The 15934-nt window shown below is 74.9% G+C and carries 16 protein-coding genes; 4 read left to right on the plus strand and 12 right to left on the minus strand.

Translation table 11 applies throughout. The features are described from left to right. Nucleotides 1–91 precede the first annotated feature (91 nt). Nucleotides 92–1198 carry a LacI family DNA-binding transcriptional regulator gene (locus ACZ6D7_RS45645; RefSeq protein ID WP_469504453.1) on the minus strand — a complete coding sequence of 369 codons (1107 nt, stop codon included), beginning with the start codon at nt 1196–1198 and terminating at the stop codon, nt 92–94. A 128-nt stretch (nt 1199–1326) separates the two neighbouring features. Between ACZ6D7_RS45645 and ACZ6D7_RS45650 the strand changes: the two genes are divergently transcribed. From ACZ6D7_RS45650 to ACZ6D7_RS45660, 3 genes are all read left to right on the plus strand, one after another. Continuing rightward, nucleotides 1327–3636, plus strand: a complete 2310-nt coding sequence (locus ACZ6D7_RS45650; RefSeq protein ID WP_469504456.1) for a beta-xylosidase/alpha-l-arabinosidase — start codon at nt 1327–1329, stop codon at nt 3634–3636. An 83-nt stretch (nt 3637–3719) separates the two neighbouring features. Continuing rightward, nucleotides 3720–5258 (plus strand): M48 family metalloprotease, encoded by a 1539-nt coding sequence (locus tag ACZ6D7_RS45655; protein WP_469504459.1) that lies wholly within the window; start codon nt 3720–3722, stop codon nt 5256–5258. Further along, nucleotides 5255–6211, plus strand: coding sequence for a hypothetical protein (locus ACZ6D7_RS45660; RefSeq protein WP_469504462.1), 957 nt, complete (start codon nt 5255–5257; stop codon nt 6209–6211). Before ACZ6D7_RS45655 ends, ACZ6D7_RS45660 begins: the two co-directional genes overlap by 4 nt. A gap of 3 nt (nt 6212–6214) precedes the next feature. Here the strand turns inward: ACZ6D7_RS45660 and ACZ6D7_RS45665 are convergent, their stop codons facing one another. From ACZ6D7_RS45665 to tsaB, 4 genes are read right to left on the minus strand one after another with little or no spacing between them, the layout of a single operon-like run. Next, nucleotides 6215–6508 (minus strand): hypothetical protein, encoded by a 294-nt coding sequence (locus ACZ6D7_RS45665; RefSeq protein WP_469504465.1) that lies wholly within the window; start codon nt 6506–6508, stop codon nt 6215–6217. Continuing rightward, nucleotides 6505–7596 carry a tRNA (adenosine(37)-N6)-threonylcarbamoyltransferase complex transferase subunit TsaD gene (gene tsaD / locus ACZ6D7_RS45670; RefSeq protein ID WP_469504468.1) on the minus strand — a complete coding sequence of 364 codons (1092 nt, stop codon included), beginning with the start codon at nt 7594–7596 and terminating at the stop codon, nt 6505–6507. Before tsaD ends, ACZ6D7_RS45665 begins: the two co-directional genes overlap by 4 nt. Then, on the minus strand, nt 7589–8095 hold the full coding sequence (gene rimI / locus ACZ6D7_RS45675; protein WP_469504471.1) for a ribosomal protein S18-alanine N-acetyltransferase: 507 nt from the start codon (nt 8093–8095) through the stop codon (nt 7589–7591). Before rimI ends, tsaD begins: the two co-directional genes overlap by 8 nt. Further along, nucleotides 8092–8745, minus strand: coding sequence for a tRNA (adenosine(37)-N6)-threonylcarbamoyltransferase complex dimerization subunit type 1 TsaB (tsaB, locus tag ACZ6D7_RS45680; RefSeq protein WP_469504474.1), 654 nt, complete (start codon nt 8743–8745; stop codon nt 8092–8094). Before tsaB ends, rimI begins: the two co-directional genes overlap by 4 nt. Nucleotides 8746–8963: 218 nt before the next feature. Between tsaB and ACZ6D7_RS45685 the strand changes: the two genes are divergently transcribed. Continuing rightward, nucleotides 8964–9515, plus strand: coding sequence for a hypothetical protein (locus ACZ6D7_RS45685; RefSeq protein ID WP_469504476.1), 552 nt, complete (start codon nt 8964–8966; stop codon nt 9513–9515). A 37-nt stretch (nt 9516–9552) separates the two neighbouring features. On the opposite strand, the gene ACZ6D7_RS45690 is transcribed toward ACZ6D7_RS45685, so the two are convergent. The 7 genes from ACZ6D7_RS45690 to ACZ6D7_RS45720 all read right to left on the minus strand — a co-directional run bounded on the left by ACZ6D7_RS45690 (nt 9553) and on the right by ACZ6D7_RS45720 (nt 15884). Beyond that, complete coding sequence (locus ACZ6D7_RS45690; protein WP_469504478.1) at nt 9553–9735, minus strand: hypothetical protein; 183 nt, start codon at nt 9733–9735, stop codon at nt 9553–9555. 190 nt (nt 9736–9925) lie between these two features. Then, nucleotides 9926–10438 (minus strand): tRNA (adenosine(37)-N6)-threonylcarbamoyltransferase complex ATPase subunit type 1 TsaE, encoded by a 513-nt coding sequence (gene tsaE / locus ACZ6D7_RS45695; RefSeq protein ID WP_469504480.1) that lies wholly within the window; start codon nt 10436–10438, stop codon nt 9926–9928. Further along, complete coding sequence (locus ACZ6D7_RS45700; RefSeq protein ID WP_469504482.1) at nt 10404–11660, minus strand: alpha/beta fold hydrolase; 1257 nt, start codon at nt 11658–11660, stop codon at nt 10404–10406. The genes tsaE and ACZ6D7_RS45700 overlap by 35 nt, the downstream gene beginning before the upstream one ends. 126 nt (nt 11661–11786) lie before the next feature. After that, the gene (gene alr, locus ACZ6D7_RS45705) at nt 11787–12956 is read right to left on the minus strand and encodes an alanine racemase (RefSeq protein WP_469504485.1); all 1170 of its coding nucleotides are present in this window, start codon (nt 12954–12956) and stop codon (nt 11787–11789) included. A gap of 34 nt (nt 12957–12990) precedes the next feature. Further along, a complete protein-coding gene (locus tag ACZ6D7_RS45710) occupies nt 12991–13962 on the minus strand; it encodes a L,D-transpeptidase family protein (protein ID WP_469504488.1) in 972 nt (323 codons plus the stop codon). An 89-nt stretch (nt 13963–14051) separates the two neighbouring features. Further along, complete coding sequence (locus ACZ6D7_RS45715) at nt 14052–15485, minus strand: NAD(P)H-hydrate dehydratase (protein WP_469504491.1); 1434 nt, start codon at nt 15483–15485, stop codon at nt 14052–14054. A 27-nt stretch (nt 15486–15512) separates the two neighbouring features. Beyond that, nucleotides 15513–15884, minus strand: a complete 372-nt coding sequence (locus ACZ6D7_RS45720) for a holo-ACP synthase (RefSeq protein ID WP_469504494.1) — start codon at nt 15882–15884, stop codon at nt 15513–15515. Nucleotides 15885–15934: the final 50 nt, after the last annotated feature.

The raw sequence follows: 15934 nt of genomic DNA on the forward strand, positions 1-15934 counted from the left end.
TCCTGCACACCTACAACTACCATCGCTGCCACACCGCACTCGGCGGCCAGCCACCGATCAGCCGTGTGAACAACGCTGCGGGTCAATACACCTAGGAAGTGGGCGGCGCCCCCGTGCTCGTCCGCACCACCAGACTCGTCGCCAGTTCCACCCGGGTGGCCGTCGGCGTCTCCTCGGACGGGGACCGGCCGAGTTCGAGGACCAGCCGGGCCGCCGCCTCGGCCATCTCCGTCAGCGGCTGCCGTACGGTCGTCAGCGGCGGGCCCACCCAGCGGGCCACCGGCAGATCGTCGAAGCCGACCACGCTCACGTCCTCCGGGATGCGCAGCCCCAGTTCACGGGCGGCCTCGTAGCAGCCGAGCGCCTGGAGGTCATTGCCGGCGAAGACGGCGGTCGGCCGGTCCGGGCGGCCGAGCAGCTCGCGGCCCAGCCGGTAGCCGGTCTCGTGGTGGAAGTCGCCGGTCATGATCATCCCGGGGTCCACGGGCAGCCCGGCGGTCTCCAGCGCGGCCCGGTAGCCGTCGATCCGGGCCCGGCTGCACATCATCTGCGGCGGTCCGCTGATCGCCCCGATCCGCCGGTGCCCCAGCTCGACCAGATGCCGGGTGGCGGCCAGCCCGCCCTGCCAGTTGGTGGCCCCGATCGACGGCACGTCGGCGCCCGGGTCACCGGCCGGGTCCATCACCACGAACGGGATGGACCGGCTGGTCAGCAGCGCCCGCTGGGACTCGTCGAGCCCGGACAGGACGAGCACCACGCCGTGCGGCCGGCGGGCGGCGACCTGGTCGGCCCAGGTCCGCCCGGGGGTGAGCCGCCCGGCGCTCTCGCTCAGCACCACGCTCAGCCCGGCGTCCCGCGCCACGTTCTCCACTCCCCGGATGACCTCCATCGCCCACGCGCTCTCCAGCTCGTGGAAGACCAGGTCGATCAGCGGCGACCGGGTCGCCTCGGCGCGCCGGCGCCGGTAGCCGTGGGCGCGCAGCAGCTCCTCGACCCGGGTGCGGGTCGCGGGGGCGACGTCGGCGCGGCCGTTGAGGACCTTCGAAACAGTCGGCGCCGAGACGCCGGCCTCGCGGGCGATCTCCGCGAGGGTCGCGGTCTGCGCGGACCGGCCGGCCGTACGCGCTGCCGACCGGCCGCCGCCGGGCACTGCCGACCGGTCTTCCGTCCGCGTCTCAGCGGGCTCCGAGGGTGTCATGGCGGCGATCGTATCCTCGCGCGGCCTCTTGACGAACCCCGTGCGGCGCCATAGGTTCCCGGAACATTCGAAGTGTGTTACGAAACATTCGAATCCTTCGGGACAGGATCCCCCGGGACAGGAGTTTCATGACCACCGCCCCCTGGCGTGACCGCGCCCTGCCCGCCACCGCCCGCGCCGCCGACCTCCTCGCCCGGATGACCCTGGAGGAGAAGACCGCCCAGCTGTACGGCGTCTGGGTCGGCGCCGCGACGGACGGCGACGGAGTCGCCCCGCACCAGCACGACATGACCGCCGACCATGCCGACGACTGGGACGAGCTGATCACCCGGGGGCTGGGCCAGCTGACCCGCTCCTTCGGCACCGCCCCCGTGGACCCGACGCTCGGCGCCCGCGCCCTGGCCCGTGCCCAGCGCCGGATCGCCGACGCCGGCCGCTTCGGCGTCCCGGCGGTCGCCCACGAGGAGTGCCTGGCCGGCTTCACCGCCTGGCGCGCCACCGCCTACCCGGTCCCGCTGTCCTGGGGCGCGTCCTTCGACCCGCCGCTGGTGGAGGAGATGGCCCGGCACATCGGCCGCGACCTGCGCGCGGTCGGCGTCCACCAGGGCCTGGCCCCCGTCCTGGACGTCGTCCGCGACCCGCGCTGGGGACGGGTCGAGGAGACGATCGGCGAGGACCCGTACCTGGTCGGCACGGTCGGCGCGGCCTATGTCCGCGGTCTGGAGTCGGCGGGGATCGTCGCCACCCTCAAGCACTTCGCCGGGTACGCGTCCTCGGCGGGCGCCCGCAACCTGGCGCCGGTCCGGGCGGGAACGCGCGAGTTCGCGGACGTCACCCTGCCCCCCTTCGAGATGGCGCTGCGCGACGGCGGCGCCCGCTCGGTGATGGCCGCCTACACGGAACGGGACGGCGTGCCCGCCTCCGCCGACCCCGAGCTGCTGACCCGGCTGCTGCGCGAGGAGTGGGGCTTCACGGGCACGGTGGTCGCCGACTACTTCGGCATCGGCTTCCTCCAGACCCTGCACCGGGTGGCCGGCACCCCGGCCGAGGCGGCCCGTCTCGCGCTGGAGGCCGGCATCGATGTCGAGCTGCCCACGGTGAAGTACTACGGCGAGGAACTGGTGGCCGCCGTCCGAGCGGGCGAGATCCCGGAGGCGCTGGTCGACCGCGCCGCCCACCGCGTCCTGCTCCAGAAGTGCGAGCTGGGCCTGCTCGACGAGGACTGGCAGCGGCCGGGCCCGGAGTCCGTCGACCTCGACTCGGCGGCCAACCGCGACCTGGCCCGGCGGCTCGCGGAGGAGTCGGTGGTCCTGCTGGACAACCCGGCCGGCCTGCTGCCGCTCGCCCCCGACACCCGGATCGCGGTGGTCGGCCCGCGGGCGGCGGACGCGCTGGCGATGCTGGGCTGCTACTCCTTCCCGGCCCATGTCCTCACCCACCACCCCGGAGTGGAGCCGGGCATCGGGATCCCGACGCTCCTGGAGTCGCTGCGGGCCGAACTCCCGGACGCGAAGGTGTCGTTCACCCAGGGCTGCCCCGTCTCCGACCGCGATCCGTCCGGGTTCACCGAGGCGATCGCGCGGGCCTCGGAGGCGGACGTCTGCGTGGCCGTCCTCGGCGACCGGGCGGGCCTGTTCGGGCGGGGCACCTCCGGCGAGGGCTGCGACGTGGCCGACCTGAGCCTGCCGGGCGTCCAGGGCGAGCTGCTGGACGCGCTGGTCGCGACGGGCGTCCCGGTGGTGCTGGTGCTGCTCACCGGGCGGCCGTACGCGCTGGGCCGCTGGCAGGGGCGGCTGGCGGCCGTCGTCCAGGCGTTCTTCCCCGGGGAGGAGGGCGGTCCGGCGGTCGCGGGAGTGCTGTCGGGCCGGGTGAACCCCTCGGGCCGCCTCCCGGTGAGCGTGCCGCGCCTGCCGGGCGGCCAGCCCTGGACGTACCTCCAGCCGCCACTGGGCCTCGCGGGCGAGGTCAGCAACCTGGACCCGACCCCGCTGTACCCCTTCGGCCACGGCCGCTCGTACACGGACTTCGTGTGGGAGCACTTCGCGGGGCCCGACGCGGAGATCGGCACGGACGGCTCGTACGACGTGTCCGTGACCGTCCGCAACACCGGGGAGCGGGCCGGCACGGAGGTCGTCCAGCTGTATCTGCACGACCCGGTGGCGAGCGTGACCCGCCCCGACGTCCGGCTGATCGGCTACCGGCGCCTCGACCTGGCCGCCGGCGAGTCGGCCCGGGTGACCTTCGGCTTCCACGCCGACCTGTCGGCGTTCACCGACCGCGCGGGCCGGCGGGTGGTCGAACCGGGCGCGCTGGAGCTGCGGCTGGGAGCGTCCAGCGCGGACGTGCGGGAGGTGGCCCGGATCCGGCTCACGGGAGCGGCCCGGGAGGCGGGGGCGGGACGGCGGCTGCACTGCGAGGTGCGGGTGCGGCGGGACTGAGGTGCGGCGAGGCGGTGTCCCTGTGTCAGAATCCGCCGACGCGCACACCGGCGCATTCCAGGCACGCACGCGACGGGAACGCGATGGACACCCCGATACCCGAAGACCGCTCGGTCCACGACCGCAGCGCCCAGGACCGGAGAGACCAGGACCGGAGAGACCAGGACTGGAGAGACCAGGACCGCAGAGGCCAGGACCGCAGAGCCGGGGAGTGGCTGCTGGGCGCCGCCCTGCTGGCGGTCGCCCTGCTGCCGACGGCCGTCGTCGGGACGGCGCTGGTCCTCGCGTGTCTGCTCTGGGGCCCGCCCTGGGCGGCACTGGTCCCCGTCCTGATCGTGGCGGGCCGGCTGTCCGGGGCCTTCGGCGACGATGAACCGCTGCCGGGCCGGGCGGTGCGCCCCGACGACGAGCCGGAACTGGCCGCGCTGGTCCGGGACGTCGCCGACCGGCTCGGCTTCGACCGGCCGCTGCTCGTCCGGATCGTGCCGGACGTCCAAGCCTCCCTGGGCCGCGCCCGGGTCTCCGGGGCGGGCGTGCGGGTCCTCCTGCTGGGCCTGCCGCTGCTGCGCGGTCTCACCGAGGCCCAGCTGGCGTCCGTCGTCGCCCACGAGCTGGCGCACGAGCGGCATGTGGGCGACCGCCGCGCCGGCCTGCTGCGCTACGCCCGCGCCCGCGCCGCGGACGGCCTCGAAAGCCGCTTCCGCCCCACCGCGCCCCTGGCCGGACCGCTGCTGCGCGCCTCGCAGCCGCTCATGTGGCGGGCGGAGACGGCGGCCGACGCCGACGCCGTGCGGATCGCGGGCACCGAGGCCACCGCCGAGGCCCTGCACCGGACCGTCCTGCTGCACGCCGTCCACGAAGGCCTCGGCGAGTCCTGGCTCGCCGGCCTGGCCGAGGACGACGCCTACCCCGAGGACTTCTACGACGCCCTCGACACCGCTCTGAGCGACCCGCACGTGGCCCGCCGCGCCGCGCGCGCCGTCGCCGAGGAGGAAGCCCTGGACCCGTACGCCACGGCCGACCACCCGCCCCTGGAGGAGCGCCTGGCCGCACTGCCGGAGCGCACGGGGACGCCGTACGGCACCGCGCCGGTCCCCCTGCGTACGGGCGCCGAAGTCGAGCGGTGGTGCCGCCGCGTGCTGACCCACGGGGAGGAGGAGTTCGACGACGAGGAGGTGCGCCCGGTCCGCCTCCTGGAGCTGACGGACGACCGGCTGCGGGAGCTGGGCGACGACGACACCGCGTCCGTGCTGCTGCACCGGGCCACTGGCCGGGACACGCCCGCCGAGGCGGTTTCCGCCGCCCTGGACACGGTCGCCGACGGCACCTGGACCGCTCTGGCCCGCCGCCTGGAACCGTCCCTGCGCTGGGCCCCGGCCCCCGTCCGCACGCCGCTGGCCCGCACCGTCCTCACCTCCGCCGTCGGCCGGACCCTCGCCGGGGCACTGCTCACGGCCGGCTGGACCCCCGCCGGCCGCTGGATCGACACCGTGCTCACCGCGCCCGACGGCGGCCGGGTCGTCGACGTGCACGAGATGGCCGGCGCGGCGGTGGACAGCGGGGACCCGGGCCCGCTGCGCGCGCTGCTGGCGTCCACCGGACCGAAGGAGACCGCCGTATGAAGCGCCCCGGCCCGGCCCTGCGCGTGGGTCTCCTCGGCGTGGCCGTCACCCTCACCGGCTTCGCCCTGTTCGCCGCCTGGCTCGGAATCCACCTCGAACGCCGCTACGACGCCCTCGACCGCGCCACGGCCACCGCCTCCGGAGTCGTCGTGGCGGACGGCATCGGCGAGGAGGACGACGTCCGGGTGCGCTGGACGGACGCCGAGGGCCGAACGCACGTCCAGCGCTTCGGCGTCTACGACACCGACCGCTACACCGAGGGCGCCGGCTTCCCCGTGCGGTACGCCCCCGGCGGCTCGGAGGGCTTCCCGGCCGACCCGGACGAGACGGCGGCCGAGGACGACCTGATCGTCCCGGTCTTCCTGGCCGGGGCGTTCGCCCTGCCGATGGCCGGGGTCTGGGTCTGGCGCGGCCTGCGCTTCCAGCTCACGGCCCGCCGCCCCGGCCGCCCGATGACGGCCCGGGTCCGCCGGGGCAGCCGCCGGGCGGCGGCCTGGCGCGGGCCGGCGACGACCTGGCTGGAGCTGACGGCACCGGACGGCGCCACGCACTGGCAGCGGGTCATGTGGCACCCCGCGCTGGAGGAGACCGCCGCCGGAACGCCGGTGGGCGTGCACCACCGGTCCCGCCGCCCGGCCGTCGTCACCCTCCCCGACGGGACCCGGCTGGTCCCCCTGGGCCGGCTCCGGCGCCGCCGCCCGGCCGATGTGTTCCCCGACGAGGCCGTCCGCGCCGACCTGCGGGACGCGTTCGTCCTCCCGCCGGGCATCGCCCTGCGCCGCGTCTCCTCCTGGCGGCGAGGGGCCTGGACCGCCGTGGCCGGCACCGCCCTGGGCGCCGCCACGGGCCTCGTCCTCACCGGCGCCACCCTGATCGGCACGGTCGGCTTCACCCTGTGCGGGGCGACCCTGGTGACGTCGGTGTGGGCCCTGTCCGGCCCACAGCCGCAGTAGGGACTAGTCCTGCACCGGTCCTGGACCGGTCCTGGACCAGTCCGGGTCCGCCACGGACTCGAACCGCCAGCGGTGCACCGCACGGCTCACCAACTCCCCGTCCGGCTCCGGGAGTTCGGGGAGGTCGGCGTCGTACGGCGCGTCCCACCAGGTGATGACCAGGACCCGGTCCTGGGGCGCGCGGAAGGTCTCCCTGCGCAGGGGCCGCCCGGCGAGCCGCCGTGTCCGTGCCCAGACCAGCAGTTCCTCGCCCCGCCCGGGGACCGCACGGGCCTCCCACATCAGCGCGACGGTCACGAGTAGAGGTTCTCCTTGCTGACCTCGTGCACATGGTCGTGGTGGTGCCCGGGCACGTGCGGGTCCGTCACCGGCAGGGAGGAGTCCGCCGAGAGGTCCCAGCTCGACGCCGCACGGTTGCGCGCCACCATCTCCGCGCCCAGGGCCGCGACCATCGCGCCGTTGTCGGTGCACAGCTTGGGGCGCGGGACGCGCAGCCGGATGCCCGCGGCCTCGCAGCGCTCCTGGGCCAGGGCGCGCAGCCGGGAGTTCGCGGCCACCCCGCCGCCGATCATCAGGTGGTCGACGCCCTCGTCCTTGCAGGCCCGTACGGCCTTGCGGGTCAGGACGTCCACGACCGCCTCCTGGAAGGAGGCCGCCACGTCCCGCACCGGGACTTCCTCGCCCGCGGCCCGCTTCGCCTCGATCCAGCGGGCGACGGAGGTCTTCAGACCGGAGAAGGAGAAGTCGTACGCCGGGTCGCGCGGGCCGGTGAGGCCGCGCGGGAAGGCGATGGCCCGCGGGTCGCCCTCGCGGGCGTAGCGGTCGATGACCGGTCCGCCGGGGAAGCCCAGGTTCAGCACCCGGGCGATCTTGTCGAAGGCCTCGCCCGCCGCGTCGTCGATGGTCGAGCCCATCGGGCGGACGTCCGAGGTGATGTCCGAGGACAGCAGCAGCGAGGAGTGGCCGCCGGACACCAGCAGCGCCATCGTCGGCTCCGGCAGCGCGCCGTGCTCCAGCTGGTCGACGCAGATGTGGGAGGCGAGGTGGTTGACGCCGTAGAGGGGCTTGCCGAGGGCGTAGGCGTACGCCTTCGCCGCCGAGACGCCGACCAGCAGCGCGCCGGCCAGCCCGGGGCCGGCCGTGACCGCGATGCCGTCGAGGTCCTTCGCCGAGACGCCCGCCTCCTTCAGCGCCCGGTCGATGGTCGGGACCATCGCCTCCAGATGGGCCCGGGAGGCGACCTCCGGGACGACCCCGCCGAAGCGGGCGTGCTCGTCGACGCTGGAGGCGACGGCGTCCGCCAGCAGGGTGTGGCCCCGGACGATGCCGACGCCGGTCTCGTCGCAGGAGGTCTCGATGCCGAGGACGAGGGGTTCGTCAGCCATGGGTCTCGGTTCCTTGTACTGATGTCGATGGGTCGGTGCGGCGCATCACCAGCGCGTCCACGTTCCCCGGCTGGTAGTAGCCGCGCCGGAAGCCGATCGGCTCGAAGCCGAAGCGTTCGTAGAGCTTCTGGGCCCGGACGTTGTCGACCCGGCACTCCAGCATCACTTCGGCGCACTCGAAGGAGGTCGCGGCCCGCAGCAGCTCGGTCAGCAGCCTGCCGCCGAGGCCGGTGCCCCAGTGGTCGCGGGCGACGGCGATCGTCTGGACGTCGGCGATGTCCCCGGCGGCGGCCAGCCCCGCGTAGCCGACGATCCGCTCGCCCTCGGTCGCGACGAGGTACCGCCGGGTCGCCTCGGCGCCGCGGGCATGGGCCAGGTCGGACCAGAACATGCCCCGCGACCAGGCGTCCTCGGGGAAGAGGTCCTTCTCCAGTTCGAGCACGGGTTCGATGTCCCACCAGCGCATCTCGCGCAGCACGGGAATGCGGGGTTCGGTCACTTCGGGGTGACCACCTTGTAGTTCTTGGGGACCTGGGCGTCCGGCCGGCGCAGGTACAGCGGGCGCGGCGCCGGCAGCTCCTCGCCCCGGGCCAGCCGCTCGGCGGCGAGCGAGGCGAGGGCGGCGGCGGAGACGTGCTCGGGTTCGTGCGCGTTCGGGAAGGTGTCCGGGTACAGCAGCGCGCCCGCGCCGACGGCCGGCAGCCCGGCCACCTGCTCCGCGATGTCCGCGGGCCGGTCCACGGCCGGGCCGGAGACTCTGGTGCGGGAGTCGTCGTAGCGCGCCCAGTAGACCTCCTTGCGGCGGGCGTCGGTCGCCACGACGAACGGAGCCTGAAGGTCGGAGGCGTACGCGAGGCCGTCGAGCGTGCACAGACCGTGCACCGGCACGCCGAGCGCGAGCCCGAAGGTGTCGGCGGTCATCAGTCCGACACGCAGCCCGGTGTAGGGGCCGGGCCCGGTGCCGACGACGATCGCGGTGACGGCGTCCAGCGCGCGCCCCGCCTCGGCGAGCAGCCGGTCGACGGCCGGCAGCAGCAGCTCGCCGTGCCGGCGGGCGTCCACCTGGCTCGAGGAGGCGATGACGTCCGTGCCGTCGTGCAGGGCGACGGTGACGGCGGGGGTGGCGGTATCCAGAGCGAGCAAGAGCACGCCAACAGCCTACGGCTCCTCGGCGCCTGTGTCGGATGTCCCGGTCGGGGCCGCGACGGCTGCTAACGTCACCGCGGAGCGGGACCGAAATCCACAGAAGCGCGACAGAAGCACGAAATACGGCGATTTCGACATACGACGATGTCGGCGGTTTCAGCAGTTTCGACGGATTTGATGGTTTCGGCGATTTCGACGACGAGGACGATGAGGTGGTCACGGTGGCAGGCAGCAGCGCGACGGTCGTCGCCGGGCTCACCGCGGCGGCCGTCGCCACGGTCGGGTTCCTCGCCTACCAGGCGTCCGCCCATGTGCCCGAGGGCCTCGGCAGGCCGCAGGCCGCCGCCCCGTCCCCGACGGCGACCAAGGCCCCGCGCGACAAGAAGCACCCCGCGGCGCTCCCGGACGGCTCCGGCACCGGCGAGCGGGTCGTGTACTCGGTGGACGACGACCGGGTCTGGCTGGTCACCGCGGGCGACCAGGTCGAACGCACCTTCACGGTGACCCCCGGCACGATCGACCCGCCGCCGGGCGTGTACGCCGTCACCTCCCGCTCGAACACGGCCACCGGAACGGACGGCACGCCCGTCGAGCACGTCGTCCGCTTCGCCACCGCCAAGGGCGTGACCATCGGCTTCAGCGCGGCGATGGACGGCTCCACGCCGGAGCCCGACCCGGGCCGGCGCACGGGCGGCATCCGCACGTCCCGCGAGAACGGCAAGGCGATGTGGGAGTTCGCGACGATCGGCGAGCCGGTCGTCGTGATCCGCTAGAGCAGGCGCAGGCGAGGCGGCGGACGCAGGGCAGGGGTCAGGCGGCCTTGGGGTGCGCGACGGACCGCCGCTCCACGCGGTCGGGCACCCGTGGCGGAGTCGAGACGGCTCGCGCGGCCGCGCACGAGGCCAGCAGATCGCTCATGGACACCCCGGCGAGTGCGAACGGCCTCGACTGGGCCGGTGAGGCCTTGGGGGCCTGGGGCTCGGTGGCCGACATGGACGCCTCCTCGGGGTGGGGCGGGACCTAGTTAGGTAGACCTAACCAAGGACTGGGTACCATGTGACCACGCACAAGACATCGAACGCAACATTTTGCCGACGTCTTGTCGGAAACGTTCACGAACCGGCTCCGCCGCCTCCCGGTGCACGTGCACGGCGCGCGCTCCGCCGTAGCCCGCTCGGACCGGCTACGCCGCCAGCACGCTCAGGTCCGCCGCCGCCCACCGCCGGCCGAGCCCGGTGACCGTCACCTGCCGCACCTCGTCGGTGGTGTCGCCGACGGCCCGGTGGATCCGCACCTGGAGCCGCTCGTCGGTCAGCTCCTCGACCTTCCCCTCGCCCCACTCCACGACGATCACCGAGTCGGACAGGGACACGTCGAGGTCCAGGTCCTCCATCTCGTCGAGCCCGCCGCCCAGGCGGTACGCGTCGACGTGGACGAGCGGCGGACCGCCCCCCAGGGAGGGATGAACGCGGGCGATCACGAAGGTCGGCGAGGTGACGGCACCCCGGACCCCGAGCCCCTCGCCCAGCCCGCGGGTCAGCGTCGTCTTGCCCGCGCCCAGCTCCCCGCTGAGCATCACGAGGTCGCCGGCGCGCAACAGCTTGGCCAGGCGGCGACCCAACTCCCGCATCTGTTCGGGGGAGTTGACGGTCAGCTCGGTCTCAGCCGGGTTGTGCGGTGCTGCTGGTGCTTCCATAGCCACCCACGGTAGCTCCTGCCGGTACGGCACCCGCGCGGGTGAGCAGGTCGGCCAGGCGGTCGGTGACCACTTCCGGGTGTTCCAGCATCACCAGGTGCCCGGCGTCCGGGACCAGCACCAGCTCGGCCTCCGGCAGCAGGTCGGCGATGGCCTCGCTGTGCTCGCTGGGCGTGACGAGGTCGCCGATCCCGGCCAGCACCAGCACCGGCAGGTCCGTGAAGCGGGCGAGCGCCTCGGTCTTGTCGTGGTCGGTGAACGCCGGGTAGAACTCGGCGACCACGTCGATCGGCGTGCCCTCGATCATCCGCTCGGCGAACCGCGCCACCGCCGGATCCACGTCCCGGGACGCGAACGAGTACCGCTTGATGATCCCGGCGAAGAGATCGGCGGTGGCCCGGCGCCCCTTCTCCACCAGCGCCGCCTGCTGCCCGAGCGCCTTCAGCACGCCCGGCAGCACCCGCCGCACCGCGTTGACGCCCGCGACCGGCAGGCCGAAGTTGACCTCGCCGAGCCTCCCGGACGACGTACCGACGAAGGCGGTGGCGACGACCCGGTCCCGGATCAGATCCGGGTGCTGGGCGGCGAGCGCCATCATCGTCATCCCGCCCATGGAGTGCCCGACGAGCACGATCGGCCCCTCGGGCACGGCCGCGTCGATCACGGCCTTCAGGTCGCGTCCCAGCTGGTCGATGGTGACCGGCGCGCCGTCCTGGAGCTGGGCCGCGCCGCGCGCGGAGCGGCCGTGGCTGCGCTGGTCCCAGTGCACGGTCCGCACGACGCCGCGCAGCGCGGCCCGCTGGAAGTGCCAGGAATCCTGGGTGAGGCAGTAGCCGTGGCTGAAGACGACGGTGACGGGCAGCGGCGCCTTGCGGCCGAAGAGCCGACGGCGCCGGGGGGCCGGGCCGCCCTGCGGCTCGACGTCGTCGACCTCGTAGTACAGCTCGGTGCCGTCGTCGGCGTACGCCTTGCCGGGGGTGCCGCGCAGGGCGCCGTACGGGCCCGCCGAGTCGAGGGCGAGCCGGGCCTTGGCCCGCATCCCCCGCCCCACGGTCATCCGCTCCAGGGCGACCCCGGCCGCGGCGCCCGCGGCGATCACGCCTATCGCGGCACCGGCGATACCGGTCGCCCGGCGCCAGCCCCCGGCCGCCCCCGTGGCGGAGGCGGCGACGACGGCCGCCGAGGCGGCGCTCGCCACTGCCTCCGCACTGCTCTCGCTCACGTACCGCTCCTCTGGTCCGCCGGGTCCTGCTCTTGGGTACTGCCTCTGGGTACTGCCTCTGGGTACTGCCTCTGGGTCCTGATCCGGGTCCTGCTCCGGGGTGCTGCCTATGGGCTACCCGTCTCGTCACACGTTCACATAGACGCGCGGAACGCGTGCGCCGATGCGTGTGACGATCTCGTACCCGATGGTTCCGGCCGCCTTCGCCCAGTCCTCCGCCGTGGGCTCGCCGCGGTCGCCGGGGCCGAAGAGGATCGCCTCGTCGCCCGGCTCCGGCTCGTCGCCGCCGAGGTCGACGACGAACTGGTCCATGGCGATCCGCCCGGCCGCGGTCCGCCACTTGCCGCCGACCAGGACCGGACCGGTCCCGGAGGCGTGGCGCGGAACACCGTCGGCGTAGCCCAGCGGGACCAGACCGAGGGTGGTCTCGCCCGGGGTGACGTAGTGGTGGCCGTAGCTCACGCCGTGCCCGCCCGGGACGTGCTTGACCAGGGCCAGCGGGGTCGCCAGCGTCATCACCGGGCGCAGCCCGAGGTCAGCGGAGGTGCCGACCTCCGGGCTGGGCGAGAGGCCGTACATCGCGACGCCCGGACGGACGAGGTCGAAGTGGGTCTCCGGGAGGGTGAGCATGGCCGGGGAGTTGGCGATGTGCCGCACCTCGGGCCGCACGCCCCGCTCCTCGGCGTACGCCACCATCTCGCGGAAGCGGGTGAGCTGCGCGGCGACGGACGGATGCCCGGGCTCGTCGGCGCAGGCGAAGTGCGACCACAGGCCGGTGATCCGGACCAGCCCGTCACGCTCGGCCCGCAGCGCCTCGGCGACCAGCTCGGGCCAGTCGGCGGGCTGGCTGCCGCCCCGCCCCAGGCCGGTGTCGGCCTTGAGCTGCACGCGCGCGGGACGTCCGGCGGCGCGGGCGCCCTCGACGGCCTCGCGCAGCGCCCACACCCCGCTCAGGGACACGTCGAGGTCGGCCTCGACGGCCTCCCGCCAGGGTCCGCCCGGGGTCCACAGCCAGCACATGATCCTGACGTCCGCCGGCAGTCCGCCGCGGGCGCGCAGCGCGAGCGCCTCCTCGGGCGTGGCCGTTCCCACCCAGGTGGCGCCGGCCTCGACGGCCGCGCGGGCGCACGGGAACGCGCCGTGGCCGTACCCGTCGGCCTTGACCACGGCCATGAACGCCGCGCCCGGCGCCTTGGCGCGCAGGGTCCGCACATTGGCCCGCAGCGCGGCCAGGTCGATCTCCGCGCGGGCGTGGGCGCGGGGCGGGGCGGCGGGCGGGCGGGCAGTCTCACTCATCGCGCCCAGTGTCTCAGAGCGGTCGGACAGCCCCTCAAGTGCCGGGCCGGTGCCCCCACGCATAGACCCGGTCCCCCTTCTTCAGGATGTCCCACAGCTTGCGCGCGTCCGTGACCGTGAGGTTGACGCAGCCCATGGAGCCGACGGTGGTGTGGATCGTGTCGTAGACGGCGTGGAAGGCCTGTCCGCCGCTGAAGAACTGGGCGTACGGCATGGGGGTGTTGTAGAGGGTCGAGGTGTGGTTCTTGTGTTTCCAGTAGACGGTGTGCCAGCCCGTGCGGGTCGGGTACGCGGTCCGTCCGGTCCGCACGGACACCGGCCCGAACACGACCTTCGTCCCCTTCTGCACCCACGTCAGCTGCCGGTCGAGGTCCACACAGGCGACCCGTGTGGCGGCCTTCACGGGGCACTTCTTCCCTGCGTCGGGGTTCTTGCGCGCGGAGATCAGTTGCATCCGCGCCCAGGTGACGGGCCCCGCGAAGCCGATCGCCGGCTTGATCTTCTCCTTCTTCTGGAAGGCCTGGATCGCCCGGCAGTCGGCGGCGGACTGCTTCCCGTCCACCTTCAGCCGCAGCCACCGCTCGACGGCCCGCTGGTACGGCCCGGCGCTCGTGCTGCACGTCACCCGCGCGGTGGCCTCGCCGAGCGGCACGTACTCGACCAGGTCGTAGGTGCCCTCCGGTGCGTCCCTCGGCTCTACGGCGTCCTCCTGGGCCGTGGGCCGGTACACGGTCGGCGCGAGCACCTGGTCGGGGGTGTCGATCTGCCAGGGCTGCCGGGGCCCCGGCGGCACCCCGGGCACCAGCTCGGTCCCGGGCGCCGACTCGGTGCCTGGCTCCGGCTCACCGCCGGGAGCGGGCTCGCTGTTCGGCACCGGCTCACCGCGGGGCGCGGGCGGCACGGGCACGGCGGAAGCGGGCGCGGCGGAAGCGGTCCCGACGGGCAGCAGCGCCGTCCCGGCGAGGAGCACGGCGAGAGCGGGGGACGCGATACGTCTGCTGATCATGCGATCAGAAAATCGTGAGGGGATGGGGCGACGGAGATGCCGCGCGGCGGGGTCACCCTTTCAGCACACGGCGCCGCCTCCGGCCGCCGTCACCCCTGGACATCCCGCCACACCCCCGGCACCGCCTCGGCCACGTCGTACGCCCCCACCGGCGCCCCGTCCGCCGCGAACCGCCCCGCCAGGCCGTGCAGATACGCCGCCACGCTCCCCGCGTCCAGCGCGCTCAGCCCCGCCGCCAGCAACGACCCCGCGAGCCCGGACAGCACGTCCCCGCTCCCGGCCGTGGCCAGCCACGGCGTCCCGGTCGGATTCACCCGTACGGGCCCCCCGTCCGGCCCGGCGACCAGCGTGGTCGACCCCTTCAGCAGCACGGTCGCCCCGTACCGCGCGGCGAGTTCACGCACCCAGGTCAGCCGGGCCTCCTCGACCTCCTCCCGCGCCACCCCGAGCAGCGCGGCGGCCTCCCCGGCGTGCGGGGTCATCAGGGTCGGCGCGGTCCGGGCCCGTACCGCGTCCCGGTCGGCCAGCCGCAGCCCGTCCGCGTCGAGCAGCACCGGTACGTCCGCGCCCAGCACCTGCGCCACGGCGGCGGCGTCGTCCCCCGCCCCGGGCCCGGCCACCCACGCCTGCACCCGCCCCGCCTCCAGCGGCCCCCCGTCCGAGACGAGCGTCTCCGGGAACCTGGCGAGCACGGCCGGCCCGGCGGGACCGACGTACCGCACCGCTCCCGCCCCGCCCCGCAGCGCGCCCGCGACGGCCAGCACGGCGGCGCCCGGATACCGCGTGGACCCGGCGGCGATGCCCACGACCCCCCGCCGGTACTTGTCGCTCTGCGCGCCCGGCACCGGCAGCAGCGCGGCCACGTCCGCGTGCTGCAGCGCCTCCAGCGCGGCCCCGCCCGGCGGCAGCTCCAGCCCGATGTCGACGCACCGCACCGACCCGGCGTACTCCCGCGCCGGATCGATCAGCAGCCCCGGCTTGTGCGCGCCGAAGGTGACGGTGAGGTCGGCCCGCACGGCCGCCCCCCGCACCTCGCCGCTGTCCGCCTCCACACCGCTCGGCAGGTCGACGGCGACGACGGCCGCCCGTGACCCGGCGACCAGGCCGGCCAGCGCGACGGCGTCCGGGCGCAGCCCGCCCCGCCCGCCGATCCCGACGATCCCGTCCAGCACGAGGTCGGCCCGCGAGATCAAGGGTCCGGCGTCCCCGGGCGCCACCGACCGCCCGCCCGCCCGCCGCAGGGCCGCCAGTCCCCCGGCGTGGGTCCGCGCGGGCGCGAGCAGGACGGCCGTCACGCCCGCGCCCCGCCGGGCGAGCCGGGCGCCGGCGTACAGGGCGTCGCCGCCGTTGTCCCCGCTGCCCACCAGCAGGACGACCCGCCGCCCGTACACCCGCCCGAGCAAGTCGGCGCAGGCGGCGGCGAGTCCGGCCGCGGCCCGCTGCATCAACGCCCCCTCGGGAAGCCGCGCCATGAGAGCGCGCTCGGCCGACCTGACAGTTTCTACGCTGTACGCGGTACGCATACGGCCGAGTCTGTCACCGTCCGGCCGTCATCCCTCGGCAATCACCACGGCCGAGGCCACGCCCGCGTCATGACTCAGCGACACGTGCCAGGCCTGCACGCCCAGTTCCGCCGCGCGGGCCGCCACGGTCCCGCACACCCGCAGCCGCGGCTGCCCGCTGTCCTCCACGTACACCTCCGCGTCGGTCCACAGCAGCCCCGCCGGTGCCCCCAGCGCCTTGGCCAACGCCTCCTTCGCGGCGAACCGCGCCGCCAGCGAGGCGACCCCCCTGCGCTCCCCGCTCGCCAGCAGCAACTCGCTCTTCACGAACAGCCGTTGGGCCAGCGCGGGGGTCCGTTCCAGCGACGCCGCGAACCGCTCGATCTCCGCCACGTCGATACCGACACCGATGATGCTCATGCCGAGCACCCTACGACCGGGTCCACCACTCTCACCGTTGTCACTGCCTG

The sequence above is a fragment of the Streptomyces sp. NPDC041784 genome (genome assembly GCF_055591025.1).

Bases quoted from the DNA above. Each gene is read 5' to 3' on its own strand.
- tsaE (WP_469504480.1), bottom strand. From the start codon at position 10,438: ATGGAAGCACCAGCAGCACCGCACAACCCGGCTGAGACCGAGCTGACC.
- ACZ6D7_RS45720 (WP_469504494.1), bottom strand. From the start codon at position 15,884: ATGAGCATCATCGGTGTCGGTATCGACGTGGCGGAGATCGAGCGGTTC.
- tsaD (WP_469504468.1), bottom strand. From the start codon at position 7,596: ATGGCTGACGAACCCCTCGTCCTCGGCATCGAGACCTCCTGCGACGAG.
- ACZ6D7_RS45690 (WP_469504478.1), bottom strand. From the start codon at position 9,735: ATGTCGGCCACCGAGCCCCAGGCCCCCAAGGCCTCACCGGCCCAGTCG.
- ACZ6D7_RS45645 (WP_469504453.1), bottom strand. From the start codon at position 1,198: ATGACACCCTCGGAGCCCGCTGAGACGCGGACGGAAGACCGGTCGGCA.
- ACZ6D7_RS45655 (WP_469504459.1), top strand. From the start codon at position 3,720: ATGGACACCCCGATACCCGAAGACCGCTCGGTCCACGACCGCAGCGCC.
- alr (WP_469504485.1), bottom strand. From the start codon at position 12,956: ATGAGTGAGACTGCCCGCCCGCCCGCCGCCCCGCCCCGCGCCCACGCC.
- ACZ6D7_RS45650 (WP_469504456.1), top strand. From the start codon at position 1,327: ATGACCACCGCCCCCTGGCGTGACCGCGCCCTGCCCGCCACCGCCCGC.
- ACZ6D7_RS45715 (WP_469504491.1), bottom strand. From the start codon at position 15,485: ATGCGTACCGCGTACAGCGTAGAAACTGTCAGGTCGGCCGAGCGCGCT.
- ACZ6D7_RS45660 (WP_469504462.1), top strand. From the start codon at position 5,255: ATGAAGCGCCCCGGCCCGGCCCTGCGCGTGGGTCTCCTCGGCGTGGCC.
- ACZ6D7_RS45710 (WP_469504488.1), bottom strand. From the start codon at position 13,962: ATGATCAGCAGACGTATCGCGTCCCCCGCTCTCGCCGTGCTCCTCGCC.